General features: G+C 69.8%; 14 protein-coding genes. 2 read left to right on the forward strand and 12 right to left on the reverse strand.

What is annotated here, in order from left to right:
- Positions 1–32: 32 nt before the first annotated feature.
- The 10 genes from OHB01_RS26620 to OHB01_RS26665 all read right to left on the reverse strand — a co-directional run bounded on the left by OHB01_RS26620 (position 33) and on the right by OHB01_RS26665 (position 11382).
- Positions 33–2126 (reverse strand): DEAD/DEAH box helicase, encoded by a 2094-nt coding sequence (locus tag OHB01_RS26620; RefSeq protein ID WP_142620889.1) that lies wholly within the window; start codon positions 2124–2126, stop codon positions 33–35.
- Positions 2123–3448, reverse strand: a complete 1326-nt coding sequence (gene brxD, locus OHB01_RS26625) for a BREX system ATP-binding protein BrxD (protein ID WP_142620891.1) — start codon at positions 3446–3448, stop codon at positions 2123–2125. The genes OHB01_RS26620 and brxD overlap by 4 nt, the downstream gene beginning before the upstream one ends.
- Positions 3445–5013: a hypothetical protein gene (locus OHB01_RS26630; protein WP_142620893.1), complete on the reverse strand. Its 1569-nt coding sequence runs from the start codon at positions 5011–5013 to the stop codon at positions 3445–3447. Before OHB01_RS26630 ends, brxD begins: the two co-directional genes overlap by 4 nt.
- Positions 5014–5889 (reverse strand): protein phosphatase 2C domain-containing protein, encoded by an 876-nt coding sequence (locus tag OHB01_RS26635; protein WP_142620895.1) that lies wholly within the window; start codon positions 5887–5889, stop codon positions 5014–5016. It lies immediately after the preceding gene.
- 31 nt (positions 5890–5920) lie between these two features.
- Positions 5921–6592 carry a vWA domain-containing protein gene (locus tag OHB01_RS26640; RefSeq protein ID WP_147943205.1) on the reverse strand — a complete coding sequence of 224 codons (672 nt, stop codon included), beginning with the start codon at positions 6590–6592 and terminating at the stop codon, positions 5921–5923.
- A gap of 10 nt (positions 6593–6602) precedes the next feature.
- On the reverse strand, positions 6603–7133 hold the full coding sequence (locus OHB01_RS26645; protein ID WP_244312809.1) for a hypothetical protein: 531 nt from the start codon (positions 7131–7133) through the stop codon (positions 6603–6605).
- Positions 7130–8923: a methyl-accepting chemotaxis protein gene (locus tag OHB01_RS26650; protein WP_328854115.1), complete on the reverse strand. Its 1794-nt coding sequence runs from the start codon at positions 8921–8923 to the stop codon at positions 7130–7132. Before OHB01_RS26650 ends, OHB01_RS26645 begins: the two co-directional genes overlap by 4 nt.
- Positions 8924–9104: 181 nt before the next feature.
- The gene (locus OHB01_RS26655) at positions 9105–9704 is read right to left on the reverse strand and encodes a hypothetical protein (RefSeq protein ID WP_142620902.1); all 600 of its coding nucleotides are present in this window, start codon (positions 9702–9704) and stop codon (positions 9105–9107) included.
- Between the two features lie 11 nt (positions 9705–9715).
- Positions 9716–10747, reverse strand: a complete 1032-nt coding sequence (locus tag OHB01_RS26660; RefSeq protein ID WP_244312810.1) for an ADP-ribosylglycohydrolase family protein — start codon at positions 10745–10747, stop codon at positions 9716–9718.
- Entirely contained in the window at positions 10744–11382 is a 639-nt protein-coding gene (locus tag OHB01_RS26665; protein ID WP_142647658.1) for a DUF4352 domain-containing protein, read from the reverse strand. The genes OHB01_RS26660 and OHB01_RS26665 overlap by 4 nt, the downstream gene beginning before the upstream one ends.
- 207 nt (positions 11383–11589) lie before the next feature.
- On the opposite strand from OHB01_RS26665, the gene OHB01_RS26670 reads away from it, so the two are divergent.
- Together OHB01_RS26670 and OHB01_RS26675 are read left to right on the forward strand one after the other, a co-directional pair.
- Positions 11590–13428, forward strand: coding sequence for a serine/threonine-protein kinase (locus OHB01_RS26670; protein WP_328854116.1), 1839 nt, complete (start codon positions 11590–11592; stop codon positions 13426–13428).
- 52 nt (positions 13429–13480) lie between these two features.
- The gene (locus OHB01_RS26675) at positions 13481–15334 is read left to right on the forward strand and encodes an N-6 DNA methylase (RefSeq protein WP_328854117.1); all 1854 of its coding nucleotides are present in this window, start codon (positions 13481–13483) and stop codon (positions 15332–15334) included.
- Between the two features lie 15 nt (positions 15335–15349).
- Here the strand turns inward: OHB01_RS26675 and OHB01_RS26680 are convergent, their stop codons facing one another.
- Both OHB01_RS26680 and OHB01_RS26685 read right to left on the reverse strand, forming a co-directional pair.
- A complete protein-coding gene (locus OHB01_RS26680; RefSeq protein WP_328854118.1) occupies positions 15350–18514 on the reverse strand; it encodes an AAA domain-containing protein in 3165 nt (1054 codons plus the stop codon).
- 368 nt (positions 18515–18882) lie between these two features.
- Entirely contained in the window at positions 18883–19149 is a 267-nt protein-coding gene (locus OHB01_RS26685; RefSeq protein WP_147943198.1) for a hypothetical protein, read from the reverse strand.
- Between the last annotated feature and the right edge of the window lie 1324 nt (positions 19150–20473).

Raw genomic sequence — 20473 nt, forward strand, 5'->3', positions numbered from 1 at the left:
GATCAGGCCGGGTCATCGCCGGATAGGCATGCTCATCGGAGCGTGAAATGCGCGGGCTCCGAAAGCACGGCGGCCGCGGCGGGGAGATCGGCCAGACGGGTCGCGAGCGTCTCGACGGCGAGTTCGCGGGGCAGCAATGCGCTGAACTTGAGGCCGTTCAGCGCCCTGTCGTCGATGTCGGGTCGGCTGAGCTCGCCGGCGAGGTCCTGCCGCCACCGAGTGCCGGTCAGGTCGTTCCTCAGCCTGACGTGCAGGTCGTCCACGCGCTGGGTCGGATCGGCGAGCGGGCCGAGCGTGGCTTTGATCGTGGCGTTGGCGCGATATCCGGCCCAGGTCCACCACTGCAGGTCGCCGTCGTTTCGCACGATCACGGTGCCGCCCGGGTGGACGAGGTCGTGGCTGTCCTCCCGTATCCGCGTGAGTCCGGTCACCGCCCGGCGGGTGAGTTTCACCGGAGGGTCGGCGCCCAGAACGACGTCCCGCATGGCGCGTGCCAGGGCGAAGGAAGCGCCGCCGGACATCGTGGTCGCCCAGCGGGCCTTGCCGCCGCCTCCTTCAACGGGCTGGACGAAGCATCGTCGTCGTTTCCAGTCGATCCAGTCCACGACCCAGGTGCGGCCGGCCAGCAGCAGGAGGCGCGGCCCCGTGACGGCGGACGTCAGGAGGCTGGGATCCGTCCGGCCGATCTCGGCGTTGCCGCGCAGGACGGTGAACTCCGGCGGGGCCGTGAACACCGCGGTGAGGTCCATGAAGTTCCGGCGCCCGAAGCGCTGCTCGGCCTGAGGGCCGACGAGCAGCGCGCCGCCGTCTCGCTCGAGGAAGCCCTGGTCGATGAGATGGTCGAGCACCGGGCGCGCGTGCTGCTCACGGAAAGGGCCGAGGCCGCGCCACCAGTCCGGCCACAGGGCGTCGCCTATCCGGCCCTCCTGCAGGGCGAGCGCGAGGAGTTGTTGCGCGACTATGTGCCGAGGCGAGGGCGGCGGCTGCAGGGGCTCGACGTAACCCGTGCTCCACAGCAGCAGGAGCCCCGCGGAGGCGAGGAGATCCTCCTGGGTCAGGCCCAGGACGAGGCAGTTGCGCCTGACTCCCGAGCGCCTGCCCGTACGGCCCAGGCGCTGGAGGAACGACGCGACCGACCACGGAGCGTTGATCTGGATGACTCGATCCAGGTCTCCGACATCGATGCCCAGTTCCAGCGTGGAGGTCGAGACGATGACACAGTCGCGAGACTGGGCGAAGGCCTCTTCAGCGCGGCGCCGTTCGTCGGCCGAGAGGGAGGAGTGGGAGAGGAACGTCGTGACGCCGTGGTCGCGCAGCAACTGACCGAGCTCTTCCACCATCCTGCGGGAGTCGCAGAAGACGAGCCGTTTCTCGCCCTGATGCAGTGCCGCGATGACGCGGGCGGCGTTGGCGACGGAGCCGACGTGGTCCAGCTCCACATCGGCCGCTCCGGAATCCGCTCCCATGCCAGGGGCGATCACTTCCGCAGGCCGGCTCCCCGCGCCCGAACCCTGGAGCCAGGAAAGCAGTTCACGAGGATTGCCCACCGTCGCCGACAGGCCGATGCGCTGGAGCGGCCGTCCGGCCAGCCGGGTGAGGCGCTCCAGAACGGCGAGCAGGTGCCAGCCCCGATCGTCGCGGGCGAAGGCGTGCACCTCGTCGACCACGACTGCCCGCAGATCCGCCAGGAGGCGGCGGTGGTCCACCCCGTTGCTGATGAGCATGGCCTCCAGGGATTCCGGGGTGGTCAACAGGATGTCGGGCGGATCCCGCAGGATCGCCTGACGGCGGGAGCCGGACACGTCCCCGTGCCAGAGCTCGACCCGCCTGCCGAGCCAGCCCGCGTACGACTGAAGGCGCGGCAGCAGGTTGTTGAGCAGGGCCTTCAGCGGGCAGACGTACAGCACCGACAGGCCGGTCCAGGTCTGTTCCTCCATCACGGACAGTAGCGGGAACGTCGCCGCCTCGGTCTTGCCTCCGGCCGTCGGCGCGATCAACAGCGCGTCCCGCCCTTCGCCGATGGGACGTAGCGCCTCCTGCTGCAGCGGCCGCAGCCGGGCCCAGCCGAGCGTGTTGGTGAGGTGGTACGCGATCGTCGGGTGAAGTGCGAGTGTCGGCGAGGTCACGGCAGGTCGAGCTCCACATCGTCCGCGGAGACCGCCGGGCGGCCGCGGCGGAAGGCGTTCAGCTCGTCGTCGTTCAGCTCTCCCTCTGTGACCGTGACCTGCCGGTAGTCCCGCCGGGGGTCGAAATCCTCGTGGTCCGAGACCCGGTAGAGCACGTCGGCGACGAGCTTGCGGAGGAAGATCCGCGGCGCCACGCCGGCTCCCAGGTGCCCGGCGACGGCGGTGGCCAGGTCCTTGACGTACGCGTCGTCGATGAGGTTCCTGATGCGCTGCTCGGCGGGGTCTCCCTGGGCGTACAGGTCGCGTACGGCGCAGCCCAGCTCGACCAGCTTGTCGCGGTCGAAGCCGGTGAGCCGGATCTGCACCGAGCGGGCGGAGTCGAACCGCGCGTCGGTCTTGAAGTCGGAATGCAGCCGCTGGGCCAGGGCCGGGGATCGCTGCACGCCCTGCTGACCGTCATAGAAGGCGGGAGTGCCGGTGATGACGAGATAGAGGCCGGGGAAGCGGCCCTTGTCGATCTCGTCGATGAGCTGCCGAAGCGTGTTGAGGCTCCGCTCACGGTTGTCGCTGCGCATCCGCTGCAGGGTCTCGACCTCGTCGAGCACGACCAGCAGCCCCGGATAACCGCAGTCGCGCAGCACCACGAGCAGGCCCTGCAGGAAATACAGGGCCGAAGTCGAGTCGACGTCCCCCTTGAGCCCGGCATAGCGGCGGATGCTCGACGCGACGTTCGGCTCGCCGCGCACCCAGGCGAGCAGGCCGTCCGCGGTCGCATGGTCGCCCGACAGCCTGGCGCGGCGGTAGAAACGCAGCGCGGTCGCGAACGCCGGCGCGTTCTTCGCGGTCTCGGCCAGCCGTGACTCGATGAGCTCCTCGACCGCGGTGCTCATCGCCCTGCGGTCGTCCTTCGCGACCCCGGCGTCATCCTCCAGAGCGAGAAGCCATGTGTCCACGATGTCCTGCAACGCGCTCGGCGGCGAGCTCGCGGTGCTCAACCCACCGATCAACGACCGGTAGACGGTCTCCAGCCGGTGCAGAGGCGTGGTCCGGTCCGAGATCTGGATCTCGCTGGTCGCCATCTTCTTCCGCTTGGCCCTTTCGGCCAGCCAGCGGGCGAAGAACGTCTTGCCCGAGCCGTACTCGCCGCGAACCGCCTTGAATCCCGAGCTTCCGGCGGTCACCGCCGTCAGATCGTCGTCGAGCGCCTTCTCGAACCGCTCCATGCCGACCGCGAACAGATCCAGGCCGTTGCGCGGCACGGTCCCGCGGCCGAGAGCGTCGATGATCTGCCGCCGCCTTGCCCGGCTCACCTTCGCCGTCACGGTTCATCCTCCTCGAGGAACTGCTCTTCCAGCAGTCGCACGTTCAGCTCGACCGTACGGTCGCGGTCCTTGAGCATGATCACATCGGTCTGCTCCACGTTGAGCAGGTTCTTCAGCGCCCGCATCAACAGGACCGTCCGGTCAGGCGTCTCGCCGAGCCGCTGCGCGATGTCCGCCACCGAGCCCCGTCCGGTGCCCCCGGCGAGGTGGTCGATGATCCGGGCGACCGTATCGTCATCGACGACGCCGCCCCGGGGAGCCAGCCGCCGCTGCTCGGCATAGGTATCCGAGGCCACCACCCGCTGACCAAGGGTTGGCAGAGCTGTCACTGCCGCAGGAGGTGCAATCGGCTGGGCAGGTGTTACGGGCACCGGTGCTGGGGGAGGGGCGGCAGGTGCGGGCTTGGAGCGCACCGGTTCGTGTGCCACGGGGAGGCCGCAGATGGTCTCGCCCGGTCGGGAGACACGCGGCTGATGCGCGGGCTGACGCCTGTTCCCGTCCTTTGCGGGCGTCGTCGGTCCGCCCATGGGAGAGACCGACGTCCAGCTCCGTTCCGTGGACGGTGGGGACGGTGGCGGCGGCAGGGGCGGTCTGCTTCCCCGTGCCGGCCTGCTGACCGGCACACTGACACGGCCCGTGCCCGGCAGGCGGATCGGGGCGTCAGGCCCGGAGTGCACGGACCGCTGTTGCCGAGCGGGCCGGGTCACCGCGATGCGCTTGCGGCCGATGAGAGCCTGGACCCACTCGGCCGCGATCGGACGTGTGCCGCGCGGGCCCTGCGCACGGGTGAAGAGCTCCCCGACAGCGGTGACCACATGGTCCGGCAGGCCGGGGAGCAGCGCCGGCTCGTCACCGGGCCGCACGGACGGGGTCCGCGAGAGCACCCGGCCGACCAGCAGCGCGAGCTTGTATCGGTCGGTGTCCATGTCCGGCCCGCTGGAGGGCTGGTAGGGATCATTCCAGTCCGGCGTGTGCGCCTGCCGCAACACCGGTTCCGCCCCGTGCCGGCGCAGGCCGTCGCAGTCGAGCATGAAGACCTTGTACGGCTGGCCCGGGCGCCACAGGAGGTTCCGGAAGGAAAGGTCCCCGACGATCCACCCGTGGGTGTGCAGCAGGTCGATCAGCTTGGCGGCCAGCGTCGCGATCTCAAGGCGGCCGTGGACGTCCGGCTGGTGCAGGTCCTGCCACGCCCAGTTCGGTTCGTACAGCAGATATTGCAGCTCGACGAGCTTGGGCTTACCGCCGATCGTGCCGTAGAAGTCCCGGGGCACGTGCGGCATCAGGAAGCCGGTCACCTGGCCCCCGTGCACGACCCTCGCGACGGGCCAGGCGCACTGGTGCAGCAGCGCGCGCACCTCGGTGGCCGTCTGGCGATGACCGAACTCGACGAGCTCCGCAAGTGCCGCGCCGTTCACCTGGCCGGCCTGCGGCATGTACTCCTTGTAGACGAGGTTCTCCGGCCCGAGCACACGGGTGACCACCCCCTGGCCGCCCTTGTCGAGGGGGTCGGACTCCAGGGGCAGCGTCGCACGGTGCCGGTCGAGCGGATGGGGCGTGAAGGCCATTCAGACCCTCCAGATGCACACGGCGGTCCGGTCGTCGTCGTGCGTCTTCGCCCGGAAGCTCATCTGCCAGAAGAACTCGGGCAGGGACGGCGGCCGGCTCCACCAGCTCGCCAACCGGGAGCTCACCTGCGGCCCCCGCATCGGCTTGGCCAGGCCGTCGGTGCACAGCAGCAGCATGTCGCCTGGATACAGGTCGGCATAGCCGACTTCCACGTGCTCGATATCGCGAGGCAGCGCGTGGGTCGCCGAGGTCGAGACCCCCGCGTCGGCGTCGTCCTCGCCGAAGCACGGTGTCCAGACGCCCCTGTGCAGGTGCCACGCCATGCAGTCGCCGACCCGGACCAGCACGGCGCGGTGCACGGACGTCTCGGGCACCTCCCGGATCCTGGCGGCGAGGAACGTCGTGGACAACTCGTCCGGCGGCATCCCGCGCTCGTCCGCCCGGTCGCGGATGTCGCCGGCGATGCCGTCGACGAACTCCCGGGCGTCCGTCATGTAGTCAGGGGCGATCGGCAGCGTGGAGAGATACGCCTGCGCGACCTCGCAGGCCGTGGCCGCTCCGACATGCGAGCCCTCCTTGCTGCCCAGCCCGTCCGCCACGCAGGCCAGCAGCGTGCCCTCGCCGTCGTGCCAGAGCCCCATCGCGTCCTGACGTACGGTGCCGTAGTAGCGGTGCGCGTCGCCTCGGATCGATGCGGCACGCACCTCCAGCCCGGGCAGCGCGGCGCCGTCGATTTCGGTGTCCGGCCGCCGTACCGCAGGCAGCGGACCCGGCTGTGAGATCACCCGCGGCTCGCGGCCGATGACGAGCGGCTGGGGAAACCCGGGCACCGTCTCCGCCGCCGCGGGCGCCTCGTGCTCCTGGACCTGTTCCATGTGCGGTTCCTCTTCCGGGTACGGTTCGCGATCAGAGCGGGTCGGGGGCGAGGACCGTGTAGCCCGGCACCTGGTCGGGGATGATGAGCTGGGCCGTGCCCGAGGGATTGGACGACGACGCGACGGCCGACTGGACGACGGAGTTGAGCAGCTGCCGCGCGAACTCGCGGAGAGCCTGTGTCGGCGACATGTCGCCGTTGGCGATGAACGCCCGGAACGTGGCCACCTGCTGCAGAGTCGCCGGGTCCACGTCGCCGAAGCCGAACGCCAGGATGGTCGGATGAGCCCGGAAATCGCGGCTGACCAGCTCCTTGTGCTCGACGTGCCACTCGTCCGTCGGGAGGCCGTCGGTGAGGAAGAACACCGTGGGCCGGTACGGCGCGTGCCCGGCCTGCTTCAGCCCCGCGACGTCCTGCTCGATCGTGCGCTTGAGCAGGGAGAACGCGGCGCCATAACTCGTCGTGCCGCGCGGGGACAGCTGCGGAATGGAGTGCACGTCGTTGAGGTCGGCCAGCGGGAGCAGCACCTCGGCGGTGCTGCTGAACCCGATGATGCCGAGCCTGGCCCGGTCCGCCACGACCGGGTTGCTCGCGATCTCCTGGTAGATCAGGGGGAGCTCCTGGTTGATGGCATCGAGGGGCGGTCCCTGCATGGAGTACGACTCGTCGCAGACCAGATAGAAGGGGAGTACCTGTTCGCTCATCAGGTGGTCCTCAGCTCTCGGTGATGGGGGAGCAGCCGCCGGAGACGAAGTAGATCTCCATGGAGATCGACCCGCTCGGGGCGGCGAGGTCATGGAAGTTGCGGGTGGCCGCGGTCTGGAAGATGTTGGGGAACGCCTTGCTCGCGGCCGCGTTGACTCGCGTGGCCAGATGGACGCCTTCCCCCGCTCCTCCGCTGGCACCGAAGGTCAGCACCATCCCGGCGTGCCGTCCGGCCAGGCGCTTCCTGTGCTTGAGCAGCTCACGCCGCACCGTGCCGAGCAGCTCCTTGTCCGAGGCGCCGGAGTTCACGCGGAAGGAGATCTTGGTGGGCTTGGCGGCCACCCCGGCGGCGCGGGTGACGCAGGGCGATGGGGACGGGCTCGGCGAGGGCGAGGCGGTTCCCTTACCCGCAAGGGGCTTGGCCGGGATGGGAGGGGGCGCCTGCGCGCCCAGCATGATGATCGTGAGCCCCAGCAGCAGGTCGGCGAACAGCCAGCCTGCGAGGAGCAGCGACGGCGCCGAACCGCGACGGCTGATCACGAGTGCCATCCCTCGGACCGCTCGCCGCTGTTCCCCGTGGTGCCCGGGGCGGCGCCCGTGTCGAGGGGTGCCTGGCCATGCGGATCATCCGCAGGTCCGGCCGGGACCTGCGTGCGGTCCGGGCCGGGCGGGGTGCCGGCGCCGGAGGATCGCGCGGCACCGCTGACGAGGCCGGCGGTGACGGCCGCGGCGGCCTGCCGTACCGCCTCGTCCAGCCGGGCGATGGCGGCCTGCAATGCGGTGATCTCGGGGCTGGTGACCTCACGGACGGCCGCCGGAACCTCCTGGAGAGACCTGGCAAGGTCCGCGGGCAGCCGGTCCAGGGCGTCCCGCGTCTCCTCCAGCAGCCGTACGGTGCGGCCGGCGGTGTCCGAGACCATCTCGATCCTCGCGGCATGCGCGCTCGCGGTCCCGGCCCAGTCGTCGAGGGCCTCCCTGATGTCGGCTCCGGCGCCGCCGAGCACGGCGGAGAGGGTGCCGCTGCCGCTGGTGAGCGCATGGCTGATCCGGTCGCCGCTTTCGGTGGCGGCGGTCTCCACCCGGCCGACGGCGGAACCGATCCCGGCCGTCGCGCTCACCAGCTCGCCGACCCGCGCGTCCAGGCTCGCCGCCGTGTCGCGTACGGCCTGCCCGGTCGAGCTCGCGAGGTCGCGGACGACCTGGCCGGTCGAGTCCGCCAGGTCCCGCACGGCCTGGCCGGTCGAATCTCCCAGATCCCGCACCACCAGGCCTGTCGAGGCCGCGAGATCCTTCACGACCTGCCCCGCGGATGTCGTCAGATCCCGGACGACCTGTCCTGTGGACGACGTCATGTCGCGTACGGCCTGCTCGGTCAGCGTCGCCAACTCGTCGACGGACTTCCGTACGCCGCTGGTCGAGTCGAGGATGACGGTGCTGAGCCGGTCGCCGACACGGTCCACCGCCTTGTCCGTCTTCTCGCCGACGGAGTCGATGGCGTAGGCGGTGCGCTCGACCGAGTGCAGCAATGTCTCCGCGGCGGAGGAGACCGCGGCCATGTGCTTGTCGAGGGTCGCGATCGAGTCCCGCACCTCGGCGACGCCCGCCGTCAGCGCGTCCGTGGCCTGGCCGGTGGCCTCCAGCGCCTTCTCGAGTTCCTCCACCACCTGCGTGTGAACCTTGCCCATGGTCCTGCCGACCTTGTTCAGCTCGCTCGCGCTCTTGGTCAGCTCGGCCTGGAACCGGGCCGGCGAGGCCAGCTTCACCTGACCGAGGTGCAAGGTCGCCTTGGTCAGTGCGGCCAGCAGGCGTGAGCGAAGGGCGGCCGCCTCTTCCTCGGCCCTCTGCTCGATCGAGCGGCGCAGGAGCCTCTCCCACAGAGTGATGACGATGAGCGCGCCGATCACCCCCAGGGTCATGAAGGCGATGCTGTCGAACCGCAGCCAGCCCGGCAGCCTTCCGTCGAAGCCCTGCTGCCACATCTCCAGGAACGGCCGGCGAGCCGCCTCGACGCCTGCGGCCGCCAGGGTCTCGCCGTACGCCGTCGTGGCCATCTTGAGCCCGAACCAGGTGGTGACGATGGGGAGGAAGACGAGCACAGGCTGCACCACATCGATGATCTTGTGTGCCTTGTGCCCAATACTTGAGTCGGCCGGGATCGAACGGACCGACTCTCCGGGTGGGAAGGCGGCGAACAGGTCCACCTCGCACCATCGCTCGGCCTCATCGGGCGTCAGGACGGCCCACGCCAGCTCGCGAAGCTGTTCCGCCCGGGGCTTCAAGCCCGGATGCTTGGCGAGCACGCGGAGTTCAGCGGCAAGATCCTGGTCCATCACGGAAGACCGATGTCCTCTCGTTAGATTCGGGTCAGCGTCAAAGGGGATTCCGGATGGACCGGTCCAGACGCGAGAAATCGGCGTGATCTTCCCGATTGCGTGGTGCAAGTGTCAACTATTGCACCGGCAAATGGTTAGAAATGCCTATGCGGGTGGGGGTGACGTTGGATCCCGGCCGTCAGTTCCGGGTGAGGGTCCAGGCACCGTCGGCGTGGACCGTGACAAGCCGGGTGCCGACGGGCAGGAGGGCCTTGCCCTTGTAGCGGCCGATCTCGTTGAAGAGCAGGTCGCCGTAATAGCCGATGCGGGGGTAGGCGTGCACGATGAAGTTGGACTCACCGCCGTGCGCGGCGCGTACGGTGTGCAGCCCGCGGGTGGGGGAGAGCTTGAGCACCTGGTCGCCGGTGCCCCGGATCGTCGCCGAGCACCAGCAGCGCGCCTTGGTCAGGGGCAGGAACGTCGCCGTCCAGGCTCCGTCGGCCTTGATCTCCAGCCCGATCGTGCCCCTGGTGCCGTAGTCGTTGTAGAGCACGGTGCCCTTGTAGGGCCCGATCTCGTTGACCAGGTACTCCCCGGCCTTTCCGTGCGGGTCGACCGTGTGGACGATGAAGTTGGAATCGCCGTCGTGGGTGAAACGGATGAGGCCGGGCTTCTTCGTGGCGTGGATGCGGATGACGTCGTCACCATCGCCCCGGTAGGTCGTGTCGGCGTGGGCGGTGGCCGGCGTCGTGAGGGCGGCGGTGGTCAGGGCCAGTACGGCGAGCATGCGGCGGAACATGGGCGTTCTCCTCAGCGGGGATAGCGGTCGGTCCAATAACTGTGTGAGGTGGGTTCCGTCAGGAGGTCGTAGGTGATCTTCACGAGGGTCCGGCGGCCTTCCACCGCGTCGACCCATTCGGCGGGCAGGAACCTGAACCCGTGCCGTGCGCCGAGGATGCTGCCGCAGATGGCGCCGGTGGAGTCGGAGTCGCCGGAGTGGTTGACCGCCAGAAGGAGGGCCTTTCCCGGGTCCGGCTCGGCGAGCGCGCAGTAGACGGCGATCGCGAGAGCCTCCGCCGCGACCCACCCCGCCCCGAGGGATTCGACCGCTTCGGCTGTCGGCTCGGGCCCGGCGGCCAGGTGGACGGCGGCGCGCAGCGCGCTGACGGTCTCCTCGTGCGCGGGACAGGTGGTGAGCCGGCCGAGCGCCCGTCGTACGGCCTGCTCCAGCGGGTCGCCGTGAACGAGGTCGTGGATGATCGCGGCGAACGCTCCGGCGGACAGCGAGGCCGTGGGATGCCCGTGGGTGAGGTAGGAGCAGCGGGCCGCCGTCTCGAACGGGTCGAACACCGACAGTCCGAAGGGCGCGGAACGCATCACGGACCCGCAGCCCTTGGAGAGCGGGTTGATCTCGCCGATGGCGCCGGGGGCGGGGACGTTCACGTGCCGCCCGGCGGCGTACAGCCCGGACAGGCAGGCCATGCCCGGCGCCCGCACCGCGTACAGCCACCTCTCTCGCCTGAGCCACCCGTTGCGCAGGGCGTCGTCCGCGGCCGGCGGCTCGGGGAACTGCTGCGTGTCGAGCCAGCGGAGGTAGGAGTTCCGGACGGCCTCGACGGGGTCGATGCGGTGAAGCCGTGCGCGGATCAGCCCTTCCGCCGTGAACAGGGTCATCTGCGTGTCGTCGGTGACCTCGGTCGAGACCATGTCGCGCAGTCCGTCCGGTCCATGAGTGGCGCGGATCTGTGCCAGGGACATGAACTCGACGGGGCTGCCCAGAGCGTCTCCGACGGCGCCGCCGAGCATGCAGCCCATGACGCTGGAGTAGTAGCCCACGCTCACCGTGCCAGGGAGACGGTCACACCATCGGAGAACAGCGAGTCGTGCAGCTCGACCGCCTTGAGCCTGACGTCTTTCGGCACGTCGAACAGCAGGATGCCGTTGACCGAGTTCCCCGGGTTGATGTTGTTGAGGAACGCATTGGAGTCCTTGAGCCCGAGCGCGGCGGCTCCGGAGTCGGCGTCGAACGTGCGGCCCTTGGCGTCGATGAGCTTCTGCGCCGAGTCGCTGAACATCTGCGCCTCGTCGCCGATGTTCTTCACGGTCAGGTGGATCAGGACGTACTGCCCCTGGGCCTTGGAGACCGTGAAGCCCTCACCGACCTGGGACAGTCCCTTCTCGACCTTGGTGACCTTGAACGCGAACTTGCCGTCCTTGACCACGTCGCCCAGCCCGGGGACCTGCGGCTTCTTCGCCTTGTGGGTCTGGGTGGCGTGCTCGGGTGTGTCGGTCAGGCTCGCCTGGGTGTCGCTCTGCCCACCGCCCTTGAGGATCGTTCCAAGGACGATCAGGCCCGCGAGCACGGCGGCGCCGATCAGGAGCGCTTTCAGGCAGCCGCCGCCCTTCTTCTGCACGACGACGGTCTGGGGGTAGGGCGGCGGGTAGCCGTGCGGCGGCTGCTGCGGGTTCGAGTGCATGGGGACGCCTTCTTCGTCGTTGCCGGCCGGGAGTCCGCGGCGGGGGTGTGAACGGGGACGGCTGCAAGTAAAGCATGCTGTGAATCGCGCACACAACTTATTTACGGGTTGCATTCACACATGGCTCTGTGTCATGTTACTTGCGGCGCGCAAAGCGGTGAATCCGCCCGAACCGGTCGCGCCTTGTGACATCAGCACGGAGGGTGCGTGCAGCCGCTGTTGACGGGTGATCCACGCAGGATCGGTCCATACCTGGTCGTCGGCCGTCTCGGTGCGGGCGGCATGGGAGTCGTCTACGCGGCCGTGGACGGCTCCGGCCGGCGCGTGGCGGTCAAGCTCGTCCACGAGACCCTGTCGGTCGACCTCGAGTTCCGTCGCCGCTTCAGCCGGGAGACCTCCGTACTCGCCGGAGTCGAGGGAGCCTGTCTCGCCCGTGTGCTCGACTCCGATGCCGGGACCGAGCGCCCGTGGCTGGCGACGGAGTTCATTCCCGGGCCCACGCTCGAACAGCACGTGCAGGCCGAGGGGCCGCTGACCGGCGACGCACTGTACGGCCTGGCCGCCGGAGTCGCGGAGGCGCTCGTGGCCATGCACGCCGCCGGGGTCGTGCACCGCGATCTGAAGCCGCCGAATGTGATCTGCTCGCCGCAGGGGCCCCGGCTCATCGACTTCGGTATCGCCAAGGTCCTCGACTCCACCTCGATGACGCACACCGGCACGCTGATCGGCTCGCCCGGGTGGATCAGCCCCGAGGAGTACGGCGAGGGCCATGCCGGCACCCCGGCCGACGTCTACGGCTGGGGCCTGCTGGTGCTGTACGCGACCACGGGCGAGCCGCCGTACGGCACCGGCCGTCCCGAGGTGCTGGCCTACCGGGTGCGCGAGCAGATCCCCGACCTCCAGGCCGTGCCGGAGGACCTGCGTGACCTCGTCGGCCGGGCACTGGCCAAGGACCCCGCGCAGCGGCCCGCCGCCGCCGACGTCCTCGCGGCGGTGACCGAGACCTGGCAGGGCGAGGAGCCCGGGACGGAACCGGGCGACGTCACCTCGTTCATCCAGCGGACCTGGGTGCTCCCGCTCCACGAGGCGCCCGGCTGGCCGGAGGTCCGCGTCGCTCCCGCTCCGCCGACCAAGGTCCTGCGGCCGGAGGAACCGGCGACCGCCCCGGCGGCGGTCGAGTCCGCCGGGGCTGTCTCCGGAGCCGACGGCGCACCGGTGACAGTCGTCGCCCGGCGATCCGGAGCGTCGTGGATCCACGCCTACGTGGCGACCGCGGCCGCGGTCACCCTGATCACTGTGACCGCCATCATCGCCGCGTCCGCATCGGAACGTTCCACACCCGCCGTCTCCCAGGCAGCGCCTGCAGCCTCGGTGCCGGCCCCCGCCACGACAGCGACGGCCACGACGGTCCCGGTCACGACGGCCACGGCCACTCCGACGCCGGCGGAGAGCCCGAAGAAGAAGCCGGAGGCCGAGAGCAGGAGGGTGTCCTTCAAGGGCGTCTCGCTGACGCTCCCCAAAGGCTGGCGGATGACCACCGACGGCGACGATCGGGCCTGCGTGGAGTCTCCCCGGTCAGGGGGAGCCGACGGTCCCTGGGACTTCTTCTGCCGCCCCGATTCCATGGCCGTCGAGCTCACGTCGACGAAGGACGACTGGCCGGGCTTCGGCATCGAGGATTCCGAATTCGGCTTCATGTGGGGGCAGCACGTGCCCTGCCTGACGGGAGGGGGCGTGCTCCGCGATCCGTACGGATCGGTTTCGGAGGACGAGGGAGAGGCGGGGCTGTACTACGGCATCGATCCCTATGCCTCGCGGCTCGTCCACTCCGGGCTGGCGAAGATGCGCGACGGCAGGAAGGCGTACTACCGGGAGTGGCAGGTCGCCTGCGAGGTCAACCTCACGTACACGATGATGATCTGGTATCTCCCGCAGTCGAAGGTCGCCTTCTACGTGCTGAGCGCGCATCCGGAGGACCGGAAGGGGTTCAGGCAGATCATCGCTTCGGCTGACCTCCGGGGTTATAAGCATGCGGCTAAACTGTGAACGCCGTACACGTAAATCTTGACGGCGTGAGCCGGGGACGATGAGGAGGCCGATGATGGCGGGGGACGAGGCGACCGTCACCGCGGCCGATATCGCCAGAATGGTCGGCGTCGGCCGTGCGGCCGTGAGCAACTGGCGAAAGCGATACGAGGACTTCCCGGCACCGGTCGGCGGCACCGCGACCAGCCCCACCTTCTCGCTCAAGGCCGTTGAGGAGTGGCTTCTCCACCAGGGCAAGGTCGAGGAGGTGCCGCTCAGGGAACGCGCCTGGCAGCAGATCAGGAACGCCGCCGACGACCTGCACCTGGGAGCGGTGGTCGCCGAGGCCACCGAGCTCCTGCTGGGCCAGGGGGAACGCCGTCTCGTCGCCGCTCCCGCCTGGCGGCTGCTGCAGGAGCTCGCCGAGGAGCAGGGGAGTGCCGAGGCGGCCCGGTTCCTTCTCGACCGTTACGCCGACGTCCACTCCCGCCGCCTGTTCGAGACGCCGCCGGAGATCGCGCAGTTCATGGCGAGGCTGGCCGGCCCGGACGTCCGATCCGTCCTCGACCCCGCGTGCGGTCTCGGGACACTCCTCACCACGATCCGCCATCTGGACCACGCGTACGGTCAGGAGGCGGACGACACCGTCGCACGCCTCGCCCGGACACGGCTGGCTCTGGCGCAGATCGAGGGATCGGTGGGGACCGGTGACTCCCTGCGCTGCGACTCCTGGCCCGATCTCACTGTCGATGCCGTGCTGTGCCACCCGCCGTTCAACGAACGCAACTGGGGCTACGACGACCTGGCCAGTGACCCCCGCTGGGAGTACGGGCTGCCGCCCAAGGCCGAATCAGAGCTCGCATGGGCGCAACACGCCCTGTCACACCTGAAACCCGGCGGCATCGCCGTCATGCTGATGCCCGCAGTGGCCGCCAACCGCCGGTCAGGCCGGCGGATCAGGAGCAACCTCCTCCGGCAGGGAACGCTGCAGGCGGTCATCGGCCTGCCGTCGCGGATGGGCGTGGGCACGGGCCTACCTCTGCACCTGTGGGTCCTCCGCAAGCCGGCCGACGGCGACCCGGTCCCGTCCCACGTTCTCATGGCCGAGGCCGAGCCGGAGACCTTCGGCGAGATCGCCGACCGCTGGCAGCAGTTCCGTTCCGCCCCCGGGCAACGGGCGGAACAAGCAGGGCCGGTGTGTGCCGTCCCCGTCATCGAGTTGATGGACGAGAACGTCGACCTCACCCCCGGCCGGCATGTGAGTGTGGAAGACCAGGCGCCGGCGCAGCAGTTTCCGGCGGTCCGCGAGCAGTTGCTCAAACGTCTGGAGCGGTTGACCACGATGGTCCCCGAGGCCGTTCCCGCTCCGGCCAAGACGATGCCCTCGGTCGACCTCGCAGAGATGGAGCGGGCCGGGGCGATCAAGGTGTTCAGCTCGGGACGGTTCGACATATCCGGATCGGGCGACATCGTCATCACCGATCAGGACCTTTTCTCCGGCACCACACCACAGTCCCGCACCCAGCCGGACGATCGCATCGTCACAGAACCGGGTGACGTCGTCGTAGCCGCCAGAGCAGGCGAGTTCGCGGTGAGAGTCGTCACGGAGAAGGGCATCGTGCTCGGCCCGCGGCTGACCCTCCTGCGGCCCGACCCCCAACGGATCGACGGGTACTTCCTCGCGGGCTTCCTGAAGGCGACCTCTGCCGGGCCGGGCAGCGGCTCCCAATCGAGCATCAGCCGATTCGACCCGCGCCGCGTGGTGGTGCCGCGCATGCCCATTGAGGAGCAGCGACGGTACGGCGAGGCCTTCCGGAAGGTCTTCGAGTTCGAAGACGAGCTCCGAAACCTCGACATCGCCGGCCGCGCCACCGCCGCCGCCATCGTCAAAGGCTTCGGCACCGGCGAGCTCACTCCTCCGGCCTGAGAATCTCGTCCTATCTCAGACGGTGCGATCGGCGCGGCCGCCGCGAAAGACGATGTCGGCCGTCCACGCCTTTTTCCCTGGCCCTCCCTGGCAGGCTTTGTTGTAGCAGCGCCAATACCAATTCCCGTTGCTACGGCGACGCAGATCGATTTGCCGCTGCCGGCAGCGACCGCAGCGAGGCGGCCGGCTGAAGTCCTCCGCGTGCTCGTGCTGCAGGATCTTGCGGGCGAAGTGGCCACCGCGCATGGTCACCATCACTTCCCGTGTCCGGTGCTGGGAGAGCACGTTGAGGCTGCCCAGCATGACGAGGCGCTCGTCGATGACGACGATCTTCTGGTGCATGTCGTTGACCTCGATGACAGCCGGGACGATCGAGCGGAGTTCTGCCAGGCAATCGGCGAATCTCTCCTTCTGCTGCAAGGAGTCGCTGGGATCCCGGACGAAGACCGTGACGCGGACGCCCCGGGCCACCGCCTCCTTCAGCGCGGGGAGGATGGCCCTGACCCGCCTGGCCACCCAGGGGGACCACAGCCAGACGGAGTGGCGTGCTTCGGCGAGGCGGGCGGTGAAGGTCTCATAGAACGAGCGCTCGTCGTCGACGGCGGTGATCTCCACGTGGCGTCCGAGGACGTCGGCCAGCCGGGCGCCGAAGGGACCGAGGTCGGCGGCGACGTCGGCGGGTGGTGAGATCAGCTTCGTCGCCTCCAGCCGACGGATCTTCCGCTCCTGGTGTAAGGCGGCGAGGTGACCGAGTGCGGTTCCGGCGCGTGCATGAAAGAGTCGTTCGCCGCTTCCGATGACGTAAAGCCGGGTCCTGACGCGCGTGACGGCGACGTTGAACAGCCGCAACCCCTCGCGCTCCCAGCGCCCGGCGCCAGGGCGTGCGGATGCGTCCGCCATCCACATGCCCCCTCCGTGACGCCCTTCCACCGTGTCGAAGACGACGATGGGGAACTCCCGGCCCTGGAAGCGATGGGCCGTGCCGACCTCGACCAGCTGCCGATCAGCTTGCTCGATGTCGCGCAGCGCCTCCAGGGTGGCCTCTGCCTGCACGCCGTAGGGGGTGACGATTCCCGCAGTTTCGCCGTCGTCCTGATGAAGGTCGATGAGGGCACGGGAGAGCAGGATTCCCGCCGGCCACCAGCCGCTCTTGCGGCCCGTACGGTGGACCTGGGCCAGCTCGTGCAGGCCGTCCGTGTCGACGAAGACGATCTCCGGATCGTCGGCGGTGCGGGGCCGCACTCCGGCGCCCGCCTTGAGGACACCGCCGTAGGCGAGACGGTTGGCCAAGTCCATGACATGCGGACCGAAGCGGTGCTGGGTGTCCATGACCAGGCAGCCCTGGTGCTTCGCGGCGGCCTCCGGCGAGGTGACACGGCAGTGTTCGTAGACGTCGGGGACCAGCCAGCGCCGGATGTCGGGCCGATCGCTGTCTTTGATCGGATTCGGCAGCACCGCGCCGAGCTGCATGAAGTCGCCCAGCAGAACGGCGGAACCCGAGGCCTTGGCCGTGGCCAGGAGGACCTCCGGCAGTGTCGCGGCTCCGACCTCGTCGATCAGCACGACGTCGTAGGGGCCCGCGAGGACGGCCTTGGTGGTGCGGAATCTGGCAAGCGTCGTGGCCACCAGCCGCGCCGCTTTGATGATCTCTCCCTGGGCGTCACGGGCGAGCCGGTCGTACTCCTCCTGCAGCTCGCAGTGCCGTTTTTCCAGTTCGGTGCGGCGAGCGGCTTCCCGAGACGCCTTCCTGCGCAGTGTTTCGGCCTCCGCATGGTGAGTGGGCCATTCGTGCCGCTCGCACTCGGCCACCAGCTCTTCCGCGGCCCGAGACATCGCCTCGGCCTGCCGTAGGCTTTCGAGGCGCTCCAGCGTCGCCATTTGAGTCGTCTGCAGAACGCTGAGCTCGGCGGCCGCCCGGCGCGCGGAGTCCTCGCGGCGCGTGATCTCGTCAGGCCCGAACGGGATGCGGGCGACGACCTGCGCGAGCGCCGCTTCGGTGTCCTCGCGGAAGCGTTCCGCCGTACGGCGGGCCGTCGCAGCGTGGGAGCGCAGCTCATCTCGGAGGGACACCGCGCCCACGAGCGCGCGCTCGTGCTCCGCCAGCCTGCCCCGATCCCGCCATCTGACCTTCCCCGAAGGGCGCCGCAGCTTGCTGATCTCGCCTTCGATCCGCGCGCAGTCGTGCTCCGCGAGCAGGGCGCGGGCCTCGGCCTGTGTGGCGGCCTCCTCGACCTTCGCCACCTCCCTGCGTTTCTCCTCGACCCGCTGCCACTCGCGCCGCGCGGGGAGCGCCTCGGCGGCCGCCCGCTCGGCGGCTTCGCATCGCCGCTGCGCGTCCGCCACAGCCCGTGCGCCGTTCTCCGCGGCCCTTTCGCATGCGGTGAGAGCCTCCGCCAGGGACTCGGTGCCGAGGCCGGGCGTACGCAACCGGATGCGCGCCTTTTCGTATGCCGCGGCGTCGAAGCCGGTGAGCCGGGCATCGAGATGGCGCAACCGGTCTTCGTCGCGACGCATCTCCAGAAGCTGCTCCGCCACGGCCCGGCGTCGCTCTTCGACCTCGGCCAGCCGCGTGCGCACCATCAGAGGCAGGCAGACGTCCGGATCTTCGGCGACCTCTCGAAGCTGCGGCGGCCCCACCCGGACGACCTCGCCCGGCCGATGACGCTGCTGTGCCAGCACTCCCTTCAGGGCGTTGTCAACGGCGATGTTGGTGCTGGAGACCAGCAGGATCCGCTTGCCGGCCGTTATCATGTCGCCGATCGCGGCCTGCAGCAGCCGCGTCTTCCCGGTCCCCGGCGGTCCCCAAACCAGCCAGACGCCCGCTCCGAGGCAGGCTCGGTATGCCAGTTGCTGGGCGGGCAAGAGCCCCGGGGGCGCCGGAGCCTCCGACAGCGTTCCGCCGATTTCGCCGCGGGCGAGCAGGTTGGCGAGGCCGCCGTCGGGGAGCCCGGCGATGCCGTCGCGCAACGCGGTGAGCAGGAAGTCCGGCGGGTGCCGCAGGATCCAGACGTGCGGGTCGGGCGGGGCGGCGAACTCTGCCACCCGTATCCGCAGCAAACGCCCTTCCACCGTCGCGTCCATGGCCCGAAAGCCGGCCTTGACGCTGCCCGGTTCCGCGCCCGCCAGACATAATTCGTTCAGATGGTCGGCGCTCAGGTCCGAACCCCGGATGTCGACCACGAAGATTCCGGGCTCGGCGGTGGACCGCGCGGCGCCGACCCGCCGCCATTGTGGCGCTCGCCCGCCTCCTCCTTCCAACGCGATCCACTGGTCCAGTGCCGTGACCACCTCATCACGCCATCCCAAGCGGCCCCTCCACGCCAACGACGCCCCCATGTGGCCGAACGCCTGTCCATCCGGCGACGTTTGCCCGGCAGCCGATGCTAAATCATGCGCTGAGGCGTCTGGATTTTGTCCTGATGTTTCGCATGGCATTCGGTCCGTCGTTATTGTTGGCGAACGGTCCTTGATTCGAAACTCGCACAATAGAGCGAATGCGTGATTCGGGAGAATTCGCGGTCGGCGACAGCGGGTGGCTGCCACCTCGTTCATGAGCACAGTCGCCGCCTGGAGTTGCTCCCCGGCGCCGTTCGATCACACGCCGGGCACTCGTAGCGAAGGTCCGGCTGCCCCGCGCGGTCCTGCTCATAGCGGACGAGCATGCGCCGGCAGCGTCCGCAGTCGTCGCCGGGACGGCCGCTCCCGGGTGCCGATCCCGAGCGCCGCCGCTGCATGCGCCGTACGGCGTCGGCGAACGCGTGGTGCTCGGTCCGCAGCACGACACCGGTGCCGGGGCCAGTTGGGCGCTCGCCCATGGCACTCGGCTTCGGACTGGTCTGCCCGCGACGCTCGGGGCCGTGACGAGCGGGCTCTCGGGGTAGAAGGCCGTGCTGACGATGTGGCCGATGTGCTCGCGCATCCGATATTGCTCGGTGAGGGCGGCCAGGCGGGCGGGCATCCGGCCCTCGGACACGGCGCTCGTGATCCCCGCCTTCTCGAAAGGGCTGCGCCGCAGCCATTCCTGTGCGGCCGGGGTGTCCGCGACGGTGACCGGCGGCAGCTGGCGGAAGTCCCCGGCGATCACCGTGTGCCCGCGGCCGGCCCCGGCGACGAGCATGGCGAGGGCCGCGCTGGTCATGCTGGCCTCGTCGAGGACTGGTCTTGCCGGTGCCCGGTGGGCCCCACAACCACGTGAGCGTCGGCGCGAGGGCAAGCTCCACGGCGTTGCGCTGCCCGGCGTTGAGACCGTCCAGCTCTTCAACAGGCAGTCTTCCGTGTGCGGTCGAGACGCGGCCCCGCTCCGGTGACACAACGGCCAGCGCGGCGGCCGCGTCGAAGCCGGGGCCGCCGTGGGCCGGCTCGTCCAGTCGCTCGCTCTGGGCCGTCAGCAGCCACGACAGGTCCAGCCGCAGGGTGGCCTCCCGCGCCGTAGGAGTTCCCGGAGGCAGCGAGAGGGTGACGACGTTGCCGAAGACCGAGACCGCCTCGACCTCGATGGTGAGCTCCTTGACGATCAGAGTGGCCGGACTTCCCTCGGCCACGCCGAGCTCGCCCTGGGCCTCGTACCGCATCAGCACACGGCGGCCCGCCGCACCCGCCTCGCTGCCCCCGGACAAGGGCACGTCGCTCTGCGTCCGGCGGTTCGTCACGGTCTTCAATCCGTCGCGCAGTGCTCGGGCCGCTCCCGCGGCCACCTCGGCCCAGCCTGAGGGGACGGCCCGACAGGTGGGACCGGCTCGACGGCGGGAAGATCGGCCGCCTCCGCCGGACGCCGCACGACCGCTGCCGCATGTCCCTCGAAGAGGTTCTGCCGGGGGGGCTCCTGCCGCGGGGTCCTTCGGCGACCGGTGCGGCCCGGCCCCGGGGCACCCACAGCTCGCCGTCGAGGTCGGCGATTCCGTGGGTGACGCAGGTCTCCCAGAGCAGGCCGAAATCGATGCGCCGCAGGCCCGCCTGCTGCACCGCCTGCAGCAGCGCGTCGCGTGGCACGGGACCGGACGCGAGCGCCTTCTGCACCACGGTGCCGAGCTTCGGCTCCCGGCGATCCGCCATGTGACTCCCATCGGCCGGCGTCGGGGGCTGTCATGTCTAGCGCATGTTCGGGGCCACTAGTAGATCACTTGTGAATTCGAGACACAA

Source organism: Microbispora hainanensis (assembly GCF_036186745.1).
In the GTDB taxonomy this organism is placed as follows: domain Bacteria; phylum Actinomycetota; class Actinomycetes; order Streptosporangiales; family Streptosporangiaceae; genus Microbispora.